A 21,947-nucleotide genomic window follows, 5' to 3' on the forward strand; every position below is an offset into this window, starting at 1 on the left:
AACGCCGGAAGCTGCAACCAACATGAACGAGCAAGTCTCCATCGCTCCGAACGAGCCGACCCCGGGCCCCGATCCCGAGGCCATGGACTGGTACAAGGATGCGATCATCTACCAGCTCCACGTCAAGACCTTCGCCGATTCGAACGGCGACGGGATCGGAGACTTCGCCGGGCTGCTCGACCGGCTGGACTATGTCCAGGAACTCGGGGTCACGGCCATCTGGCTGTTGCCGTTCTATCCCTCGCCGCTCCGCGACGACGGCTACGACATCGCGGACTACCGCTCGGTCAATCCATCCTACGGCAATCTGGACGACATCGAGCGATTGATCGAGGAAGCGCACAAGCGCGGCCTGCGAGTGATCACCGAGTTGGTCATCAACCACACCTCCGACCAGCATCCCTGGTTCAAGGCGGCGCGCAACGCGCCGAAGGGATCGCCCGAGCGCGATTTCTACGTCTGGGCCGATGACGACAAGGGCTACGACCAGACCCGCATCATCTTCCTCGATACGGAGACATCGAACTGGACCTTTGACCCGGTGGCGGGCCAGTATTTCTGGCACCGCTTCTATTCGCACCAGCCGGATCTGAACTTCGACAATCCGAAGGTCATGGAGGAAGTGCTGTCGGTCATGCACTTCTGGCTGGATAAGGGCGTCGACGGTCTGCGGCTCGACGCGATTCCCTATCTGGTCGAGCGGGAGGGAACCAACAACGAGAATTTGCCCGAGACCCACGTCGTCCTGAAGGCCATCCGCACGGATCTCGACAAACACTATCCCGACCGGATGCTGTTGGCCGAGGCCAATCAGTGGCCGGAGGACACGCACCCCTATTTCGGCGACGGCGACGAATGCCACATGGCGTTCCACTTCCCGCTGATGCCGCGCATGTACATGGCGCTGGCCCAGGAGGACCGGCACCCGATCACCGACATCATGCGGCAGACGCCGGAAATCCCGGAAAACTGCCAATGGGCGATCTTCCTGCGCAATCATGACGAGCTGACGCTGGAAATGGTCACCGAGGAAGAGCGGGACTATCTGTGGTCGACCTATGCCAGCGATACGCGGGCGCGGATCAATCTCGGTATTCGCCGGCGCTTGGCGCCGCTGATGGGCAACGACCGGCGAAAGGTGGAACTCCTCAACGCCCTGTTGATGTCGATGCCGGGCACGCCGACCATCTATTACGGCGACGAGATCGGGATGGGCGACAATTATTATCTCGGCGATCGCGACGGCGTGCGCACCCCGATGCAATGGTCCGCCGACCGCAATGGCGGCTTTTCCCGCGCCGACCCGCAACGGCTCTATCTGCCGGTGATCCAGGACCCGGTCTACGGCTATCAGGCGGTCAACGTCGAGGCGCAGTCCAACAATCCTTCTTCGCAGCTCAATTGGATGCGGCGCCTGATTCAGGTCCGGCGCACCAAGGAAGCCTTCGGGCGCGGCGAAATTACCTTCCTTTATCCCTCCAACCGCAAGATTCTTGCCTATCTGCGCGAATATGGCGGTGAGCGCATCCTGTGCGTCGCCAATTTGTCGAGTTCGGCCCAGGCGGTGGAATTGGATCTCTCCGCCCACGCCGGCGCGACGCCGGTGGAAATGCTCGGGCTTTCGGTTTTTCCGACAGTGGGGTCGGGAAGCTACGTTCTGACGCTGCCGGCCTACGGTTTCTTCTGGTTCGACCTGGCTTCCTCGGGGCGCGAATCCCCCGAACCGGCGCCGCTTCCGGCGTTCTCGACGGTTGTCGCCGCCAACGACCTTCACGGCACGATCAACAGGCGCAACCAGCAAGAGATGGAATCCGTGCTGCCGGAGTTCATCGCGGGCCAGCGCTGGTTCGCCGGCAAATCCGAGCGGCCGGGCAGGGTGCGAGTGGACGTGCTCGGTCCTCCGCCGATGGGTTCGCGGCGGCATCTCTTCACCGAACTGACCGTGACCACGGCCGAGGGCGAGCACCGTTATCTGCTGCCGCTCAGCGCCAGGTGGGGAGAAGACAATCTCCATCATCAGGCGCCGATGCTTCCCTACACCTTGATGAAGATCCGCCAGGGGCCGCGGATCGGCGCGGTCGTCGACGGGGCACGCGATCCCGATCTCGCCAAACTCGTGGTGGCCATGATCGCCGACGGCAAGACGATCGATCTCGCCGGCGGCGCCTTCGAGATCGCGACATCGCAATCGGCGCATGAGGCGCTGACGCGGGCGGCCGAGGTCGAGGCCGACGACATCCATGCGCTGAGTGGCGAGCAGTCGAACACCTCGCTGCAGATCGGCCAGGAGGCGATCCTGAAATTCTATCGTCGTTTGCGCGACGGCATCCAGCCGGAGCTGGAGGTCACGCGCTTCCTGACCGAGAAGACTAATTTCGAAGCAGCCCCCGCTCTGCTCGGCTCGATCGAACTGGTTCGCCAGGACGGCAGCCGGACGGCGGTCGCCGCCTTGTTCGAGCAAGTGTTGAATCAAGGCGACGCCTGGACGGTGGTTACCGATGCGCTGTCCCGCTATCTGCGCGATAACGCCTATGGCCAGCAGCCGACCGGCGATGAAAGCGCAGACCTCGGAGCCCTCGGCGGAGAGCCGCAACTGGCCATCCAGATCGACCCCGGCGCGGTCATCGGCACACGAACCGGCGAGATGCACGCCGCGTTGGCGACGAAGACCGGCGACGCCGCTTTCGATCCCGAGCCGATCGACGCGGCAGCGCTTGCCGAGATCGTCGCGGAAGCCAAGCGCGAGGTGAGCGATACGCTCGTTGCGCTGTCGCGCATGCGGCACGCGGTCGGTGATTCCGCGGCTGACGGGGTGGAGCGGTTGCTCGGCGCGGAAAAGGACATCCTGACCTGGTTCGACGGTTTTTCGCGTCTGGCGGTATCGACGCATCGGACCCGTATCCACGGCGACTACCATCTCGGCCAGGTGCTGGTCGCCAAGAACGACGTGGTCATCCTCGACTTCGAGGGAGAGCCGGGTCGGCCGCTGGAGGAGCGACGGCGCAAATCGTCGCCGCTGCGGGACGTCGCGGGCATGCTGCGGTCCTTCGACTACGCCGCCTTCGCGGCCCGCGACAAGGCGGGACCGGCGGACGACGCCACGGTGGAGCGTCTGCGCGAGATGGCGGAAAGCTGGCGCGACGAGGTGGCCGAGAGCTTCCTCGTGCATTGGAGTGCGGCCGCCGGCATCACGCTGGACGATCTGGCCACCGCGCAACTGCTCGATCTCTTCGTGCTGCAAAAAGCTTTCTACGAACTTCGCTACGAGGCGGCGATGCGGCCGGCCTGGCTGTCGATCCCGCTGCGCGGGATCATCGCGCTCCTCGAGAAACGACAGGTTTTGAAATGAACAAGACAGCACAAAAGAGCGGTGGAGCGGCCATGGTCGACCACCGCCCGAATGAGCACGAAGCGCATGAGATCGGTCGCGGCGTGCATGGAGATCCCTTCGCCGTGCTCGGGCCGCGGCCGGTCCAAGGCGGCTCGATTGTGCGGGTTTTTCGGCCTGGCGCCGAAGCGGCGGCCGTCGTCGATGGCAAGGGCAAGGTCCTTGGCGAGCTCGAACGCTTCGGTCCCGCAGGGTTTCATTCCGGTTTCGTCCCAGGCCTCAAGCCCGGCGACGTCTATCGGCTGCAATACGTCCATGGCGGCGACCATTGGCAGGAGGAGGACGTCTATCGCTTCGGAACCATTTTGGGCGAACAGGACGTCTATCTTCTCAACGAAGGCAATCACTACCGCCTTTACGAAAAGCTCGGTGCCCATCCGACCACGATGGACGGCATCCAGGGAACGGCCTTTGCCGTGCTTGCGCCGAGCGCGCGCCGTGTGTCGGTGGTGGGCAATTTCAATTCCTGGGACGGCCGCCGTCACGTCATGCGCAAGCGCCACGAATGTGGCGTCTGGGAGCTGTTCGTTCCCGCCGTCGGAAGGGGTGAGGTCTACAAATACGAACTGACCGGGCCAGACGGCAATATCATGCCGCTAAAGGCCGATCCCGTCGGTTTCCTGCAAGAAGCGGCACCGTCGACGGCCTCCGTCGTGGAAGGGCTGGTCGAGCACGACTGGCAGGACGGCGAATTCCAGAAGCATAGCGCCGACTGGCAGGATCGCGAAAAGCCCATCTCGATCTACGAGGTGCATCTGGGCTCATGGCGACGGGGCGACGACAACAGCTTCCTCACCTACGACGCTCTGGCCGAGGAACTCGTGTCCTATGTCAAGGACATGGGATTTACCCATGTGGAGTTCCTGCCGGTCTCCGAGCATCCGTTCTATGGCTCCTGGGGTTACCAGCCGATCGGCCTTTACGCTCCCACGTCCCGCTACGGCTCGCCCGAGGCCTTCGCCCGCCTCGTCGACGCGCTGCATCAGGCCGAGATCGGTGTGCTGCTCGACTGGGTACCGGGGCATTTCCCGACCGATATTCACGGCCTCGGCCAGTTCGACGGGACGGCGCTCTACGAACACCCCGATCCGCGCCGCGGCTTCCACAAGGACTGGGACACGCTGATCTACAATTACGGACGGCCGGAGATCGACAACTATCTGGTCGCCAACGGGCTCTACTGGCTCGACCGTTTCCACATCGACGGGCTGCGTGTCGATGCCGTCGCCTCGATGCTTTATCTCGACTATTCGCGCGAGCATGGCGAGTGGGAGCCCAACATTCAAGGCGGGCGCGAGAACCTCGAGGCGATGGCGTTCCTGAAGGACACCAACGAGCGCGTCGGCGAGTATTATCCGAAGGCGACCACCCATGCCGAGGAGTCGACCGCCTTCCCCGATGTCTCCAAGCCGACCTTCGCCGGCGGCCTCGGTTTCCACTTCAAATGGAACATGGGGTGGATGCACGACACGCTCGAATTCATGTCGAAGGAGCCGGTGCATCGGCGCTATCACCATCACCAGATGACCTTCGGCATGGTCTACGCCTATTCGGAGAATTTCATCCTGCCGCTCAGCCACGACGAAGTGGTCTACGGAAAGGGCTCCTTACTCGGCAAGATGCCCGGCGACCAATGGCAGAAATTCGCCAATCTCAGAGCCTATTTCGGCTTCATGTGGACGCATCCGGGCAAGAAACTCATCTTCATGGGGGGTGAGTTTGGCCAGGCCGGGGAGTGGAACCACGACCGCTCGCTTGACTGGCATCTCCTCGAAAGTCCCGAGCACAAGGGCGTGCAACGCCTCGTACGCGATCTCAACACCATGTACCGGGAGATCCCCGCGCTCCACCAGCTCGACTGCGAGCCCGCCGGTTTCGAGTGGGTCGACACATCGAATGTCGAGCAGAGCGTCATCGCCTTCCTGCGCAAAGATCGAGACGACAAGCCGGTGCTCGTCGTCTCCAACTTCACGCCGATGCCACGACACGACTACCGGATTGGCGTTCCGTCAGGCGGCAAGTGGGTGGAGCGGCTGAACACCGACGCCGAGATCTACGGCGGTTCGAATGTCGGTAATCTCGGCGGCAAGGAAGCCGAGGAACACTCGGTCCATGGCCGGCCCTATTCGGTGTCGCTGACCCTGCCGCCTCTGGCGACCATCGTGCTCGTCCAGGAGGGCTGACGCTGTCGGCAAGACGGACTTATACCAACCTGCGGTGATAGGGACCTATTCGATGGCGCTGGACGGGCTTGTCCGGCCAGGAGCGCCGCGCGGTTCGATGCGGCGCATCGGGCAAGCGGTGCGACGCCGTCCGGCAAGCCCGTACAGCCCACCGAAGGCCGGGCTCTCGCCGTGCCTGGCTTCGTCGCGGGCCTCGCCCGATGCGCCGCATCGCGCGTCGTCCCGCTCCTCGCCACGCATCGGCGATCGTCCCGGTCGAATGGGTTCCTATCACCGCAGGTTGGTATTAGACCTCGGACGGGGGTGACATTCCGTCCGGACTGCCCTGAACATCGCGGAGCGTGGTGAAGGGCGAACCGTGCGGGGCGACCACGACACTGAACGAGCCGTCTGTCTCCAGCACGACGGCCCGTACATTGGCGAGGTCGGCGGTCCCTTGCGAACGGATCGCCGCCAGGACCTCCTGCTCGGTGACCCGCTCCTTCGAGAGCATGGCCGATAGAAAGCGGCCGTCGAAGAACAGCAGTGTCGGCTCCGCCTTGACGAGGTTTTGAACCCGTTTCCATCGCAGCGACGTCCATGCGACCGCGTATTGCAAGCCGCAAAGGAGGACAAAGGCGAACAGGCCCTCAGACAGCGAGGTGTCCTTGTTCAAGATCACCGACGCCAGGATCGAGCCCAACGCGACGGTGACCACTAGGTCGAAAGCGTTCATCTTCGACAGCGTGCGCTTGCCGGTGGTTCGCAGGAGCAAAACCAGCCCGGTGTAAGCGAGAATGCCGGTTACCAGGATTTGCCACAAGTCGTACCAGCTATCGAATATCACGAGCCACTCCGATCGATTATTTTAAAGGCGGCGCCAAACGCCTCTCAGCGCTCGGCTGACATGATCAAGCCAGTCCTTGAGGGCGGCGCAGATCCAGCGTCATCGGGAACGTCGGGTTCGGCGCTTCGGCGGCCGGCTCGAAGCTGCCGGGCGTATGGCCGATGTCCTCGAACCGCGCGAGCCGGCGCGCCTCGGCCTCGTAGGAATTGACCGGGAAGACGTCGTAGTTCAGCCCGCCCGGATGCGCGACATGGTAGATGCATCCCCCCAGGGAGCGCTTCGACCAGCGATCGTAGATGTCGAAGGTCAGCGGTGCGTCGACGGGGATCGTCGGGTGGAGGCCCGAGGCCGGCTGCCACGCCTTGAAGCGGACGCCGGCGACGGCGTCCTTGCCGCTGCCCGTGGCGGTCATCGGCACTTCGCGGCCATTGCAGGTCACCAGGTGCCGGGCCGGATCGAAATTCGTCATCTTGACTTGTAGGCGCTCCACCGAGGAGTCGACGAAGCGGACCGTGCCGCCGATCGCGCCGGTCTCGCCCATGACATGCCACGGCTCCAGCGCCTGACGCAGTTCGAGCGTGACGCCGCCGCGCTCGATCTTGCCGCAGAACGGAAAGCGGAACTCGGCCTGCGCCTCGAACCATTCGGGCCGCATCGGATAGCCGGCGTCGCCGAGATCGGCGAGGACGTCCTGAAAGTCCTGCCAGACGAATTCCGGCAGCATAAAGCGATCGTGCAGCGTGGTGCCCCAGCGGACGAACTTGCCGGTTTGCGGCGACTTCCAGAATTTTGCGATCAGCGCCCGGATCAGCAGTTGCTGGGCAAGGCTCATGCGGGCTTCTGGCGGCATCTCGAAGCCGCGAAACTCGACGAGCCCGAGGCGGCCGGTCGGACCGTCCGGCGAAAACAGCTTGTCGATACAGATCTCGGCGCGGTGGGTGTTGCCGGTGACGTCGATCAACAGGTTGCGAAACAGCCGGTCGGTCATCCACGGCGGCACCAGTGATGACTCGGCCGGGATCTGCGCCATGGCGATTTCGAGCTCGTAGAGCTGGTCGTGCCTGGCCTCGTCGATGCGCGGCGCCTGGCTGGTCGGTCCGATGAACAGGCCGGAGAACAGATAGGACAGGGACGGGTGGCGCTGCCAATAGAGGACCAGCGACTTCAACAGGTCGGGCCGGCGCAGGAATGGCGAATCCAGCGGCGTCGCGCCGCCGACGACCACATGGTTGCCGCCGCCCGTACCGGCGTGCTTGCCGTCGATCATGAACTTGTTGGTGCCGAGGCGCGACAGCCGCGCTTCCTCGTACACCGCCGTGGTGATGTCGACGCTGTCCCGCCATGAGGCCGACGGGTGGACATTCACCTCGATAACGCCAGGGTCCGGCGCGACCCGAATGACGTTGAGGCGGGGATCTTCAGGCGGCGGGTAACCCTCGATCTGCAGTGGCAGGCCTTCGGCTTCGGCCACGTCCTCGACCGCGCCGAGAAGGTCGAGATAGGATTCGACCGTCTCGAGCGGCGGCATGAACACGCAGAGCTTGCCGTCGCGGGGTTCGATCGCCAACGCGGTGCGCACGGAGCCTTCGATCTCGGTCGGCGACGGGTCGGGCGTGCCGGCACCGGCTGACGGGCGACCGGTGGGAGACGTATCGTTGGCGGTGACGGGATCCGCCAGCGTCCGGCGCTCGCCGCCACTGCCACGCCGTGGCTGCATTTCGACACGCCCGAATTGGGTGCGGTGCTGCGGCGGCAGCGGCGGGAAGGGCTGCATCGGATCGGCCGGGTGGGTGTAGGGATAATCCTCGTCATCCAGATGCGGGATGGCGCCGAGCGGCAGGCGGTAGCCGAGGGCGCTGTCGCCGGGTGCGAGGAACAGATGCCCGCGCCGCGTCGTCCAGCGTTCGGACTGCCAGCGGATATTGCCTCTCGCCTGCCAGGCCTGGACCGGCAACACGTAGCCGGCCGGTTGCGACAGGCCGCGATCGAACACCTTGGCGAGACGCGCGCGCTCCTCGCGGTCTTCCAGCTTGGAATCGGTCGGTTCGACGTTTTCGGGAAGCTGGGCCTCGCGGGCCAACCAATAGGCCGAATCCTCGAAGGCCGGGGCGGCATAATCCGGATCGATGCCGAGAACTTCGGCGACCTTGCGCGAGAGGCGTTCGGCCTCCTTGGGGCCGACCGGCTGCGCGTCGGTCTCGCGGGCGACGAGGTCGACGTTTTTCCAGATCGGCACGCCGTCCTTGCGCCAGTAGAGCGAGAAGGTCCAGCGCGGCAGGGTCTCGCCGGGATACCACTTGCCCTGGCCGTAATGCAGGAACCCGCCGGGGGCGAAACGGTCGCGCAGGCGCCGGATGAGGTCGTCGGCGAGGCCGCGCTTCATCGGTCCGGTCGCGTCGGCATTCCACTCGGCCGATTCGAAATCATCGATAGAAACGAAGGTCGGCTCGCCGCCCATGGTCAGCCGGACGTCGCCGGCGACGAGATCGGCATCGACCCGCTCACCCAGCGCGTTGAGAGCTTGCCAGCTCTCCTCGGAAAACGGATGGGAGACGCGCGGCCGCTCGGCGATGCGCTCGACCGTCATTTCGAAGTCGAATTCGACCTCGGCGAAACTGACGGCGCCGGTGATCGGTGCGGCCGAGCGAAAATGCGGGGTCGCGGCGAGCGGAACGTGGCTTTCGCCGGTCATCAGCCCGGATGTCGGGTCGAGCCCGATCCAGCCGGCGCCCGGCAGATACACCTCCGCCCAGGCGTGCAGATCGGTGAAATCGACGTCGGTGCCGGTCGGCCCGTCGAGCGCCACCGTGTCGGGCTTCAACTGGATGAGGTAGCCGGAGACGAACCTGGCCGCGAAGCCGAGATGGCGCATGATCTGCACCAGCAGCCAGGAGGTGTCCCGGCAGGAGCCGGATCCGCGTTCGAGCGTCTCCTCGGGCGTCTGGACGCCCGGCTCCATCCGCACCAGATAGTCGATCTTCTGTTCGAGCGAGCGGTTGAGCCCAACCAGAAAATCGACCGTGTGCGTCTCGCTGCGGTCAAGTTCTTCCAGATATCGGGCCAGCAGCGGCCCGGCGGGCTCGGCGTCGAGATAAGCGGCCAGATCGGTTTTCAGCGGCTCTTCATAAGCGAACGGCCACGCCTCGGCGACCTCCTCGACGAAGAAGTCGAAGGGGTTGTAGACGGTCATGTCGGCGATGAGGTCGACCTCGATGCGAAATTCCGTCGCCGGCTCGGGGAACACGAACCGCGCCAGATAGTTGCCGAAGGGGTCCTGCTGCCAGTTGACGAAGTGCGGCTCGGGCAGGACCTTCAGCGAATAGGACGGGACCTTCGTCCGCGAATGGGGCGCGGGCCGCAACCGCACGACCTGCGGGCCGAGCCGCACAGGCCGATCGTAGCGGTAGTGGGTGACGTGGTGAAGGGCTGCGAGGATCGACATCGGGGCTTTCGTTGGACCGGTTCCGGCGGGACGGCCATTGGACAATAGGGCTTTGGCGCCGCCCGGCAAACCGCCCGGCCCCGCCAAACGGGCGGGAAGGCGCTTCCATTCGACGGCATGCGGCCGGAACCACGGGGCCGTTCGCCTGTTCATGGGCGCGGCGCGGCTGGCGCAAGAAGCGTTTTGGGATTCGACATCATGAAGCTGTTTTCCTGCCCGTCCTGCTCCCAGGTGGTGTTCTTCGAGAACGTCGTCTGCGAACGCTGCAACCACGCGCTCGGCTACGAGCCACGCTCGAACCGGATGCTCGCTCTGGAGCCTGCCGATGGATTGTGGGTGGAGGCGGGGCGCCATTCGCAGGGACGACGCTGGAAATATTGCCAGAACCATCAATACGGGGTCTGCAACTGGCTGATCGCCGCGGACAGCGGAGACGGGCTTTGCGCCGCCTGTCGGCACAATGTCACCGTGCCCGACCTTGCCGACGCCGAGAACATCTCGCTTTGGCGCCGCATGGAGGGCGCCAAGCACCGGATGATCTATACCGCGATGCGGCTCGGCCTACCGCTGCAAACCCGCGACGAGCATCCCGAGGGCCTTGGCTTCGAATTCCTCTCCAGCGATACCACGACCGGCGAGGCTGTGATGACCGGCCACGACGATGGTTTGATCACTATTGCCCTGGCCGAGGCCGACGACGCCGAGCGGGAGAAGCGGCGCACCGCCATGGGCGAGCCCTATCGCACGCTGCTCGGCCACTTCCGGCATGAGGTCGGTCACTGGTACTGGGACCGCCTGGTACGTGACGGCGGCGCGCTGGAGGCCTGCCGCGCGGTCTTCGGAAACGATGAACAGGACTATGGCGACGCGTTACAAGCGCATTACGCCAACGGGCCGAGGCCCGACTGGCAGAATTTCTTCGTCTCATCCTATGCCGGCTCGCACGCCTGGGAGGATTTCGCCGAGACCTGGGCGCATTATTTCCACATCGTCGATACGCTGGAGACCGGCAATAGCTGGGGGGTGACGGTCGATCCGCGGGTTGACGGCCAAGGTCTTCTGACGACGACGATCGATTTCGACGTCTTTGCTCATGAAATCACGATCCAGGACGTCGCGGATGCCTGGCTGGCGCTCTCCGCGGCGCTGAATTCCTTCAATCGCTCGATGGGTCATTCCGACCTTTATCCGTTCGTCCTCAACGAGGTCGTCATTGGCAAGCTGGGCTTCATCCACAATCTGGTTCACGGCCGCATTGGACACGGCAAGCAGACGTGACGGCCGGAATGACGCTCCCCACTTGAGGCGGGCGCGATCAGGCGGCCCCGAGACGCTGGATTTCGCTGGTCATTGAAAAAATAGACGGCGCCTGAGGGTGGAACGAACCGTTGCCGCTCCAATTAGCCTTATGGGACGGGTGATTGAAGCGGGTGCGCGCGACGGCCGATGAGTTGACGCGCGCCGCTGACTTTTTTCCCGCGAATTTTTCATCGACCCTCAGATCGCGGCCCGCGTGTCGGATCCGTGCGGTCCGAGACTCGAAACGAGACAGGTAGCAGGCCCGTGGACATGGCAAGCAGCGACAGATCTTCCTTCGAAACCTCCTGGGGTACTGCCCGGCACGGTGATCAGACCGAGTTCCGGCTATGGGCTCCCAGCGCGCAATCGATCGAGCTGGCCGCCGCGACGGGAGACGGTTCGCTCGAATTTCTCGCCATGGACAAGGACGCTGACGGCTGGTGGCGCATCACCACGGATTGCGTCGCGGTGGGTGGCGGCTATGGTTTTCGCGTGAATGGCGACAATGTGGTGCCGGACCCGGCGGCGCGGGCGCAGGCCGGCGACGTTCACGCACTGTCGAAGCTGGTCGATCCCGCCGACTTCGTGTGGAAATCGGTCGATTGGGCCGGTCGGCCGTGGCGGGAAGCGGTGTTCTACGAACTCCACACCGGCACGTTCACGCCCGAGGGCACATTCGAAGCGATCATCGACAAGCTCGACTACCTGCGCGAGGTCGGGGTGACCGCGATCGAACTCTTGCCCGTCGCCCAGTTCGGTGGCCGGCGGGGCTGGGGCTACGACGGGGTGCTGCTCTATTGTCCGCACGAGGCGTATGGCGGGGTAGATGGCTTGAAGCGGCTCGTCGACGCCGCGCATGCGCGCGGGCTGATGGTCTTCCTCGATGTCGTCTACAATCACTTCGGCCCGGATGGGAACTATATCAGCTCTTACGCCCCCGAGTTCTTCCACGAGGAGATTCATACGCCTTGGGGGGCTGCGATCGCCTATGACGAGGCGCCGGTGCGGGCCTTCATGATCGAAAATGCGCTCTACTGGATGGAGGAATATCGCATCGACGGGCTTCGCCTCGACGCGATCGACTCAATCGAGGACACGACGGAGACGCCGTTGGTAGAGGAACTGGCGACGCGGGTACGGGCGGTGTTCCCGGACCGGCACGTCCATCTCACCAGCGAGGACGACCGCAACATCACCTGGCATATCGAACGCGGGGCATCGGGCGAGCCCAAGCTCATCTCCGGCGAGTGGAACGACGATTTTCATCATTGCGCTCATGTGCTCGCCACCCATGAAGAGGAGAGCTACTACGCCGATTATGTGCGCCACAGTGTCGAGCAGATGGCCAAGTGTCTCGCTACCGGCTTCGTGTACCAGGGTCAGCATTCGCAAACGCGGGACCGTAAGGTGGGTCAGCCGTCCGGCCATCTGCCGCCGACGGCCTTCGTCAATTTCCTGCAGAACCACGACCAGATCGGCAATCGCGCCTTCGGGGACCGGCTGACGGATCTCGCGTCGCGCCGGGTCAACGAATGCCTCCAGGCTATCCTGCTGTTGTCCCCGCAGATCCCTCTGATGTTCATGGGCGAGGAATATGGCGACACCCATCCGTTCAGCTTCTTTACGGATTTCGACGGCGAACTCGGTGATGTCGTGCGGGAAGGCCGCCGTAGCGAGTTCAAGAGGTTCGGCGCGTTTCGGGACGAGGAGGCGCGCAAGCTGATCCCCGATCCGAATGCCGAGACCACCTTCCGTGATTCCCGGCTGGATTGGTCGGTGATGTCGCGGCCGACTTATGCCCGCCGTCTCGCCATGACGAAGGTGCTGCTGGCCAAGCGCCGGCAAAACATTGTCCCGCTTCTCGAAGCCATTCCGCCCCATTGCGGCAGCTATCACGTCTCGGATAATTCCAAGGCGTTCGTCGTTGCCTGGGTGCTGAAGGGCGGCGCGGTCCTGCATCTCTTCGCCAATCTGGATGACGAGCCCTGGGCGATCCCCGACGATGTCATGAAGGGCGACCTGACCTGCGGGACGCTGGTCCACGCCCACCCGAAGGGCGCCGACGCGGATCTGAAAACCGGCATCTTGCCCGGACCGTCAGTGGTTTTCCGGCTTGAAGAGCAGCGCCTGATTGTCGGGCCAGCCCAGTGAGCGAGCAACTCGACAGGCTGGCAGCGAGCCACGGCATCCAACTCGCCTATATCTCGGAACTCGGAGAGCGCCAGGTCATATCCGACGAAGCCAAGCGGGCGCTGCTCGCCATTCTGAGCGTCGATCCCGATCATGGCAAGGCCGGCGACTTCGACGAAGCGCAGGATGCGCCGACGCGGCGCTGCGCGTTGCCCGAGGCGATCGCGGCAAATCGCGCCTGGGGCGTCGCGTGCCAGCTTTACAGCCTTCGCTCGCATCACAATCTCGGCATGGGCGATTTCGAGGATCTGGCCGATCTGGCGCAAGTAGCCGCCGCCGAAGGGGCGGCCTTCATCGGCGTCAATCCGCTGCATGCGCTGTTCATGGCCGATCCTGGCCGCTACAGCCCCTATTCGCCGTCCAGCCGCCGCTTCCTCAATCCGCTCTACATCGCCGTCGACCAACTGGCGGGCGGGCCGGAGGCGATCGCGCGGCTGAGGGATGCCGAGCCAAGTCTTTTCGCGGGTCTCGATGGGACGCTTGTCGACTATCCGGCGGCCGGAAAGGTGAAGCGCGGGCTTTTAAAGCAGATCTTCGCCGATCGGATCGACGCCATCCGCGAGGATCAGGCGTTCGAGCGTTTTTGCGCCGGCGGCGATGAGGCCCTCGCGGGCTTTGCTTTGTTCGAGGCGATCTCCGAGTTGCGGGTCGACGCCGGAGCCCATGCGGGTTGGCACTCCTGGCCGGCGGCGCTCCAGAACCGGAACAGCCCGGAGGTCGCCCGCTTCGCCGAGGACCATGCCGACCTCGTCCTGTTCCACTGCTGGTTGCAATATGTGGCCGAGGAGCAGTTGGCCGAGGCTCAGGCGCGCGCGCTTGCCGCGGGAATGCCCATCGGCCTCTATCTCGATCTGGCCGTCGGCGTGGCGCCCGACGGGGCCGAGACCTGGGCCGATCCGTCGCTGACGGTCGGCGCGGCGCGGGTCGGCTCGCCGCCGGACATGTTCAACAGCCAGGGACAGGATTGGGGGCTGGCGCCGCTGTCGCCCAAAGCCCTCGCCGAACGCGGCTATCAGCCACTGCGCGATTCCTTCGAGGCGCTGACCCGCAACGCCGGGGCGATCCGGATCGACCATGTGATGGGGCTCGCGCGGTTGTGGTGGATTCCCGAGGGCATTCCCTCCTCGGGCGGCGGCTATGTCCGCTATCCGCTCGGCGCGATGGTCGACGCGGTCGCGGCGGCGTCCGAGGCGAACGCCTGCCTGGTCATTGGCGAGGACCTCGGCACCGTGCCGCCGGGCTTCCGGCACAAGATGGAAGCGGCGCGAATCCTGTCCTACCGGGTGCTGTATTTCGAGCGCCACCGCGAGACCGAATTCCTGCCGCCGAGCGCCTATCCGAAGCTCGCGCTCGCCTGCGTCTCAACCCATGATCTCGCCACCCTCGCAGGATGGTGGCAGGGTGCCGACATCGCGTTGCGGGCCGAGATGGGCACCCAGGACGCCGCCGCGACCGAGCGCGACCGCGACAGCCGCCGTCATGATCGCCGTGCGCTGGCGGTGGCATTGGCGGAGGAGGGGATCCTCCCCGACGATTTGCGCCCAGCGGTGGCCGGGACGGACGACCTGCCGGCGGAATTGCCCGCCGAGTTGGCCGTCGCGATCCACCGCTTCGTCGCCCGCACGCCATCCGTGCTAGTGACGGTGCAACTCGACGACATGGTCGGAGCCGAGCGCCAGCCGAATCTTCCCGGCACGACCGACCAATATCCGAACTGGCGTATCCGGTCGGATGTCCCGATCGAAGACCTGCCAGGGAACGAGCGTTTCCGTGCGCTTGCCGCCGCCATGCGTGAAGAAAGACCCATCGCCTCATGAGCCGCCCTCTCGTTGCCACCTACCGCCTGCAATTTCGCGAGGGCACGACGTTCGAAACGGCCGGGGATCTCGCCCCCTATATGGCGCGGCTCGGCGTCAGCCATCTCTATGCCTCGCCGATCTTCGCGGCTTCTCCCGGTTCGACGCACGGCTACGACGTCACGGATTACAACGCCTTCGAGGACGATCTCGGCGGGCTGAGCGGATTCACCGCCATGAGCGATGCCCTGGTCGCTTCGGATCTCGCGCTGATCGTCGACTTCGTTCCCAACCACATGGGGGTTTCGCCGAAGAATTATTGGTGGGAAGACGTTTTGCGCTGGGGCGCCGAAAGCCGCTACGCCCAGACCTTCGATATTTCCTGGGAAGCGGAAAAGATTCTCGTTCCGGTGCTTGGCAAGCCCTATGGCGAGGCGCTGGCCGAGGGCGATCTTTCGGTTGAGCTCGACGCGGAGAACGCTCAGTTGCGCTTCGATGCCTCCGGCTATGGACTGCCGATCGATCCCAGAACCTACGGCCATGTCTTCGGCTTGATGGATCATCCGGAAAAGGACCGGATGGTGCGGCGATTTTCGGTCTCGACTCCGGCCGAGGCGGAGGAACTGGCGGAACGCTTTTCGGAACATCTGACCGAGAAGGGGTTCAGCAAGGCCCTCAAGCACGCGCTCGAGACGATCAATAGCGACCGGCACGCGCTACACGAGCTGCACGAAGCGCAAACCTGGCGGCTCGCCTGGTGGCGGACGGCCCGCGAAAAGCTCACCTATCGGCGGTTCTTCGAGATCGCCGACCTGATCGGTGTCCGGCAGGAATCGCGGCGTGTCTTCCGCGAATCCCATCAACTGGTCATCCGGCTCGCCCGCGAGCGCCGGCTGGACGGAATCCGGATCGATCACGTCGATGGTCTGGCCGACCCGAAGGGCTACCTAGAACAACTGAAGCAGGCGTTCCACTCGGTTCGCCGTTCGCCGACGATCCACGTCGAGAAAATCCTGACCGGCCCCGAACGGTTGCGCCGATCCTGGGAGATCGAGGGGACCACCGGCTACGAGTTCATCACGGCCCTGTCCGGCCTCTACGTTGATGCCGGGCAGGAAGAGGCGATGACGGCGGCCTATCACGATTTCCTCGGCGAGGACGAGGATTTGCGGGGCATGATCACCCGGCAGAAACGCTCGATCTTCCAGCGCAACCTCGCCGGCGAACTGTCGCACCTGACCGGTCTCGCCCTGGCGGTGGCGGGCAGGGGCCTCGCCACCCGCGACCTCGGCCAGGACACCATAGCGCGGGCCATCGTCGAGGTTGCGACGGCGTTGCCGGTCTATCGCACCTATGTCTCTGTGGACGGCGTGCCGCGGCGCGATATCGCGATCATCGACGATGCCGTCGATCTCGCCATGACCTGGCGCGAGGTCGAAGCCGACGAGCCGATCCAGTTCATCGGCCGCCTGCTCAAGCTGGATTTCGAGGACGGCGCCGATGTCGCCGCTTCGCTGGACTTCACCCGGCGGTTCCAGCAGACCACCGGCGCGGTCATGGCCAAGGCCGTCGAGGATACCGCATTCTACCGCTATAACCGGCTCATCGCCCTCAACGAGGTGGGCGGCGAACCGGATCACTACGGCGCCGACCTGGATGCGTTCCACACGGCAATGCAAATCCGGGTAGAGGACCAGCCCGAGGGCCTGCTCGCCACCTCGACCCACGACACCAAGCGCGGCGAGGATGCCCGCGCCCGCCTCTACACCCTGTCCGAGGCGCCGGAGCACTGGCGCGATCTCATCACGGAATTCGCCGAACGGATGGCGCCGTGGCGCAAGGACATCGACGGTGGTGTCGAGGCCCCGGAACCCGCCACCGAATGGGGGCTCTACCAATCGCTGCTCGGCGTATTGCCGGCCGATTTCGACCCCACCGACGGGGCGCAGAGGGAGGCGATCGCCGGTCGTCTGGCGGCCTATGCTGAAAAGGCCGTGCGCGAGGCCAAGCGCTGGACCAGTTGGACCTCTCCCGCCGAGCCCTACGAGCGCGCGCTGCGCGGCTTCGTCGAGGCGGCGCTCGATCCGAAAAAATCGGGCTCGTTCCTGACCGACTTCTGGGCTGCGGCGCAGCCCTTCGTCGCCGCCGGAGCGCTGACGTCGCTGTCGCAGACGGTGATCAAGCTCGCCGCCCCCGGCGTTCCCGACATCTACCAGGGCACGGAATTCTACGATTTCTCCCTGGTCGATCCGGACAACAGGCGTGACGTCGATTTCGCCGCGCGCAGCGAGGCGATCGCTGGCGATGTGGCGTTCGAGGAGGCTCTGGCCGATTGGCGCTCGGGCCGCATCAAGGCGATGCTGACGGCCGCGGGGCTGGCGATGCGGGGCCGGACGCCGTCGCTGTTCACCGCCGGCAGCTATGTGCCGCTCGCGGTCGAGGGCGACATGGCGCGGCACGTCGTCGCCTTTGCGCGGACGGACGAGACCGGCGGCGCGGCGATCGCGGTGGCGCCGCGGCTTTGCCTGACGCTTCTCGATGGGCGCGAGGCCATCGACGTTCAGGCCGAGCGCTGGGGCGACACCCGGATCAGCCTGCCGGAGGAACTGGCGGCTCGATCCTGGCGCAACATCCTCACCGGCGAGACCGTCGAAGCGTCCGGCGAACTTGCGCTTGCCGCGATTTTGGCCAAGCTGCCCTTCGCACTTCTCGAGGTGAGCTGACGAAACGGGGTGTGCCGCCAGCCTCAATGGACGCATTTTCCGCGGGCGGAGATCGAGATCTGAGCGGGAGGAAGCCATGACCATCCGGACCGTCGTGTGGAACGAATTCATCCACGAACGGGAGAACCCGGTCGTCAAGGAGATCTATCCGGACGGAATCCACGGCACGATCGCCGCATTCCTGTCGACCGATCAGGACTTCGCGGTCTCGACCGCGACGCTCGACGAGCCGGAACATGGTCTGCCGCAAGCGCGCCTCGACGAGACCGACGTGCTCGTCTGGTGGGGGCACAAGGCGCATGGGCAGGTTTCGGACGAGATCGCGGACCGTGTCGCAGCCCGCGTCCATGAGGGCATGGGCCTGATCGTCCTCCATTCGGGTCATTTCGCCAAGGTATTCAAGCGGCTGATGGGCACGCCCTGTTCGCTGCGCTGGCGCGAGGCGGGCGAACGGGAGCGGCTGTGGGCGGTGAACCGCTCACACCCGATCGTGCAAGGGGTGGGTCCTGCGATCGAACTGCCGAACGCGGAGATGTATGGCGAGCCGTTTCTGGTGCCCGAGCCGATGGAGACCGTGTTCATCTCCTGGTTCGAGGGCGGCGAAGTGTTCCGGTCCGGCCTGACCTACCAGCGCGGGGCGGGAAAGATCTTCTATTTCCGCCCCGGCCACGAGACCTATCCGGTCTACCACAACGCGGAGATCCAGACGGTCGTCAAGAATGCCGTGCGCTGGGCCTATAATCCGGTGCCCGCCTGGAAGGATGTCGCGGCGGCGCCGAACGTGCCGGCCGACAAGGCGCCGGAGACACTCGAGGTCAGGGGCCCGAGGCTGCACAAGGCCGGGGAGGCCGGATACCGATGAGTGGCGGAGGAGACGGCGAGACCGGGGCCGCCGCCGGCGAAAAGCGCATCATGATCCTCGGCACCGGTGGCATCTCGCATCGCCATGCCGAACATTTCCTGTCGATTCCCGGTTGCCGGATTGTGGCGGCCTGCGACACTAATGGCGAAAGAGCCCGCGCCTTCGCCGACATGCACGCCATCCCGAAATCCTTCGACAGCCTTGGCGCCGCGCTCCAATGGGGTGAGTTCGATGCCGTAGTCAACTCGACGCCCGATAACGTCCACAAGCCGACGACGCTGGAGATTCTGGCGGCGGGCAAGGCGGTCTTTTGCGAAAAGCCGCTGGCCGTCAACGCCGACGACGCCTTCGAGATGGCCGAGGCGGCCGAGCGGGCGGGGCTGATCAACATGGTCAACCTCACCTACCGCAACGCCCACGGGATTCAGATGGCGCGGCGGATGATCGAAGCGGGCGAAATCGGCACGGTCCGCCACGTCGAGGCGAGTTATCTGCAGAGCTGGCTGACCGGCCAGCATTGGGGCGACTGGCGCATCGACGAGCGATGGCTGTGGCGCTTGTCGACGGCGCACGGCTCCAAGGGCGTGCTCGGCGATATCGGCATTCACATCCTCGACTTCGCCACCTATGGCACCGGCCTCGACATCGTCGCGCTGCAGGCCCGGCTGAAGACCTTCGACAAGGCGGAGGGCGGGGCCATCGGCGCCTACAAGCTCGATGCCAACGATTCCTGCGCGATGACGGTGGAGTTTTCGAACGGCGCGCTCGGCGTCGTCCATATGAGCCGCTACGCCACCGGTCGGGCCAATGACCTCGACCTGACCATCCACGGCGACAAGGGCGCCCTCAAGATCTGGGCGAACCAGACCGATTCGATGCTGCGGGTCTGTCTCGGATCGGATATCGAGACCCAGACCTGGAAGCCGCTCGAATGCCCGCCGACGCCGCGCAACGCCGACCGGTTCGTCATCGCGCTCTTGTCGGGGGTCAATGGCGAGCCGGATTTCCGCCATGCCGCCGAGGTCCAGAAGCTGCTCGATCTCTGTTTCGTGTCGGACGCGGAGCGACGGATGCTGCCAGTCGGCTGACGGGCAGCGGGGCGGTGGATTGTCAGCCGCCCCGGACCGAACTCAATCCATATACTGGCCGCCATTGGCCGACAGCGTCGAGCCGGTGATGAAGCCGGCGTCGTCGGAGGCGAGGAACACCACGCAGCGGGCGATTTCGTCCGCCTCGCCCAGCCGTCCGACCGGGATCTGCGGCAGGATGTGCTTTTGCATGACGTCGTCGGAGATCGTCGCCATCATGTCAGTGTTGATGTAGCCGGGACAGATCGCGTTGACCGTGATGCCCTTCTTGGCGCCTTCCAGCGCCAGTGCCTTGGTGAAACCGAGGTCGCCGGCCTTGGCGGCGGAGTAGTTGGCCTGGCCGGCCTGGCCCTTCTGGCCGTTGATCGACGAAATGTTGATGATCCGGCCGAAATTGCGCTCGCGCATCCCTTCCCAGACCGGGCGGGTCATGTTGAACAGGCCGGACAGATTGGTGCCGATGACCGCCTGCCAGTGCTCCGGCGTCATCTTGTGGAACATGGCGTCCTTGGTGATGCCGGCATTGTTGACCAGGATCTCGACCGGGCCGTGTTCGGCCTCGACCTTGGCGATCCCCTCAGAGCACGCCTCGAAGGACGACACGTCCCATTTATAGACCGGGATGCCGGTGTCGTCCTTGAAGGCGTTCGCCTTCTCGTCATTGCCGGCATAGGTGGCGACCACCGTATGACCGGCCGCCTTTAACGCCTTGGAGATCGCCGCGCCGATGCCGCGCGAGCCTCCCGTCACGATGGCTACTTTGCCCATGTGTTTCCTCCCGTTGCGTGTTTATGCCGGCATCAAACGGGCGGACCTCCATCCGTCCGTCGGCTGTTGCTATCGTCGTCCTACATTCGCTCGAAGCACATAGCGACGCCCATGCCGCCGCCGATGCAGAGCGTAGCGAGGCCCTTCTTGGCGTCGCGGCGGACCATCTCGTGGATCAGCGTGTTGAGGATACGGTTGCCGGACGCGCCGATCGGATGACCGATGGCGATCGCTCCGCCATTGACGTTGACGATGTCCGGGTTCCAGCCGAGATCCTTGTTGACCGCGCAGGCCTGCGCCGCGAAGGCCTCGTTGGCCTCGACGAGGTCGAGATCCTCGATGCTCCAGCCGGCCTTTTCCAGCGCCTTGCGCGAGGCCGGGATCGGGCCGGTGCCCATGATCGACGGGTCGACGCCGGCGGTCGCCCAGGAGACGATCCGCACCAGCGGGGTGAGTCCGCGCCGCTCGGCCTCGGCCTCGCTCATCAGCACCGTCACCGCGGCGCCGTCATTGATGCCGGAGGCATTGGCCGCCGTGACCGAACCCTCCTTGTCGAAGGCGGGTCGCAGCTTCTGCACCTTGTCGAGCGTGGTGCTATGCTTGATGTACTCGTCGTCCTCGACGATGGTGTCGCCCTTGCGACCCTTGACCGTAAAGGGGGCGATCTCGTCCTTGAACCGACCGGCCTTCTGGGCGGCCTCGGCCTTGTTCTGCGACTTCACCGCGAATTCGTCCTGCATCTCGCGGGTGATCTGCCACTGGCGCGAAACATTCTCGGCGGTGGTGCCCATGTGATAGCCGTTGAAGGCGTCGAGCAGCCCGTCCTTCAGCATGGTGTCGATCAGCTTCAGGTCGCCCATCTTCTGGCCGGAGCGCAGATGCGCGGCGTGCGGCGCCATCGACATCGACTCCTGGCCGCCGGCGACGATCACCTTGGCGTCGCCGCAAGCGATCTGCTGCATACCGATGGCGACGGTGCGCAGTCCGGAGCCGCAGAGCTGGTTGAGCGCCCAGGCGGTCGTCTCCTTCGGGCAGCCTGCCAGCATCGCCGCCTGGCGGGCCGGGTTCTGACCCTCGCCGGCGGTCAGGATCTGCCCCATGATGACCTCGTCCACCTCGCCTGCGTCAACCTTGGCCCGCGAGAGCGCCTCGCGGATCACGGCGGCGCCCAGCTCATGGGCGGGCACGGTCGCGAAGGCGCCGTTGAACGAGCCGACCGGCGTGCGCGCGGCCCCGACGATGACGACCGATTGTCCGTTATTCATGGCATGTCCTTCCCTGGAGATGAGCGCGGTGCCGAATCCGGTGCCGTTGGTGCAGATGCAGATAGGGCGCCGTCGCGGCTTTTCTCAGTTGTCGCAGAGGCGGTTCGCGGCTGTCAA

Annotated in this window: 13 protein-coding genes; 8 read left to right on the top strand and 5 right to left on the bottom strand. The window is 64.9% G+C overall.

What is annotated here, in order from left to right; translation table 11 throughout:
* Nucleotides 1–22 precede the first annotated feature (22 nt).
* Complete coding sequence (treS, locus tag VQ045_RS03915; protein ID WP_331829225.1) at nt 23–3,349, top strand: maltose alpha-D-glucosyltransferase; 3,327 nt, start codon at nt 23–25, stop codon at nt 3,347–3,349.
* Nucleotides 3,346–5,571, top strand: coding sequence for a 1,4-alpha-glucan branching protein GlgB (glgB, locus tag VQ045_RS03920; protein ID WP_331829226.1), 2,226 nt, complete (start codon nt 3,346–3,348; stop codon nt 5,569–5,571). Before treS ends, glgB begins: the two co-directional genes overlap by 4 nt.
* Nucleotides 5,572–5,616: 45 nt before the next feature.
* On the opposite strand, the gene VQ045_RS03925 is transcribed toward glgB, so the two are convergent.
* The 3 genes from VQ045_RS03925 to VQ045_RS03935 form a co-directional block, all read right to left on the bottom strand.
* The gene (locus VQ045_RS03925; RefSeq protein ID WP_331829227.1) at nt 5,617–5,811 is read right to left on the bottom strand and encodes a hypothetical protein; all 195 of its coding nucleotides are present in this window, start codon (nt 5,809–5,811) and stop codon (nt 5,617–5,619) included.
* 46 nt (nt 5,812–5,857) lie between these two features.
* Complete coding sequence (locus VQ045_RS03930) at nt 5,858–6,397, bottom strand: DUF421 domain-containing protein (protein WP_331829228.1); 540 nt, start codon at nt 6,395–6,397, stop codon at nt 5,858–5,860.
* A gap of 64 nt (nt 6,398–6,461) precedes the next feature.
* Complete coding sequence (locus tag VQ045_RS03935; protein ID WP_331829229.1) at nt 6,462–9,839, bottom strand: transglutaminase family protein; 3,378 nt, start codon at nt 9,837–9,839, stop codon at nt 6,462–6,464.
* Between the two features lie 198 nt (nt 9,840–10,037).
* On the opposite strand from VQ045_RS03935, the gene VQ045_RS03940 reads away from it, so the two are divergent.
* The 6 genes from VQ045_RS03940 (at nt 10,038) to VQ045_RS03965 (ending at nt 19,797) form a co-directional block, all read left to right on the top strand.
* A complete protein-coding gene (locus VQ045_RS03940) occupies nt 10,038–11,117 on the top strand; it encodes a zinc-binding metallopeptidase family protein (RefSeq protein ID WP_331829230.1) in 1,080 nt (359 codons plus the stop codon).
* Between the two features lie 291 nt (nt 11,118–11,408).
* Nucleotides 11,409–13,289 (top strand): malto-oligosyltrehalose trehalohydrolase, encoded by a 1,881-nt coding sequence (treZ, locus tag VQ045_RS03945; RefSeq protein ID WP_331829231.1) that lies wholly within the window; start codon nt 11,409–11,411, stop codon nt 13,287–13,289.
* Nucleotides 13,286–15,145: a 4-alpha-glucanotransferase gene (gene malQ, locus VQ045_RS03950; protein ID WP_331829232.1), complete on the top strand. Its 1,860-nt coding sequence runs from the start codon at nt 13,286–13,288 to the stop codon at nt 15,143–15,145. The genes treZ and malQ overlap by 4 nt, the downstream gene beginning before the upstream one ends.
* A complete protein-coding gene (gene treY, locus VQ045_RS03955; RefSeq protein ID WP_331829233.1) occupies nt 15,142–17,847 on the top strand; it encodes a malto-oligosyltrehalose synthase in 2,706 nt (901 codons plus the stop codon). The genes malQ and treY overlap by 4 nt, the downstream gene beginning before the upstream one ends.
* A gap of 76 nt (nt 17,848–17,923) precedes the next feature.
* Nucleotides 17,924–18,709 carry a ThuA domain-containing protein gene (locus tag VQ045_RS03960; RefSeq protein WP_331829234.1) on the top strand — a complete coding sequence of 262 codons (786 nt, stop codon included), beginning with the start codon at nt 17,924–17,926 and terminating at the stop codon, nt 18,707–18,709.
* Nucleotides 18,706–19,797 carry a Gfo/Idh/MocA family protein gene (locus VQ045_RS03965; protein WP_331829235.1) on the top strand — a complete coding sequence of 364 codons (1,092 nt, stop codon included), beginning with the start codon at nt 18,706–18,708 and terminating at the stop codon, nt 19,795–19,797. The genes VQ045_RS03960 and VQ045_RS03965 overlap by 4 nt, the downstream gene beginning before the upstream one ends.
* Before the next feature lie 42 nt (nt 19,798–19,839).
* On the opposite strand, the gene phbB is transcribed toward VQ045_RS03965, so the two are convergent.
* Together phbB and VQ045_RS03975 are read right to left on the bottom strand one after the other, a co-directional pair.
* Nucleotides 19,840–20,565, bottom strand: a complete 726-nt coding sequence (phbB, locus tag VQ045_RS03970) for an acetoacetyl-CoA reductase (RefSeq protein ID WP_327623186.1) — start codon at nt 20,563–20,565, stop codon at nt 19,840–19,842.
* 80 nt (nt 20,566–20,645) lie between these two features.
* Nucleotides 20,646–21,830 (bottom strand): acetyl-CoA C-acetyltransferase, encoded by a 1,185-nt coding sequence (locus VQ045_RS03975; RefSeq protein ID WP_331829236.1) that lies wholly within the window; start codon nt 21,828–21,830, stop codon nt 20,646–20,648.
* Nucleotides 21,831–21,947 lie beyond the last annotated feature (117 nt).

The organism is Aurantimonas sp. E1-2-R+4 (genome assembly GCF_036549515.1).
Taxonomy (GTDB): domain Bacteria; phylum Pseudomonadota; class Alphaproteobacteria; order Rhizobiales; family Rhizobiaceae; genus Aurantimonas; species Aurantimonas coralicida_A.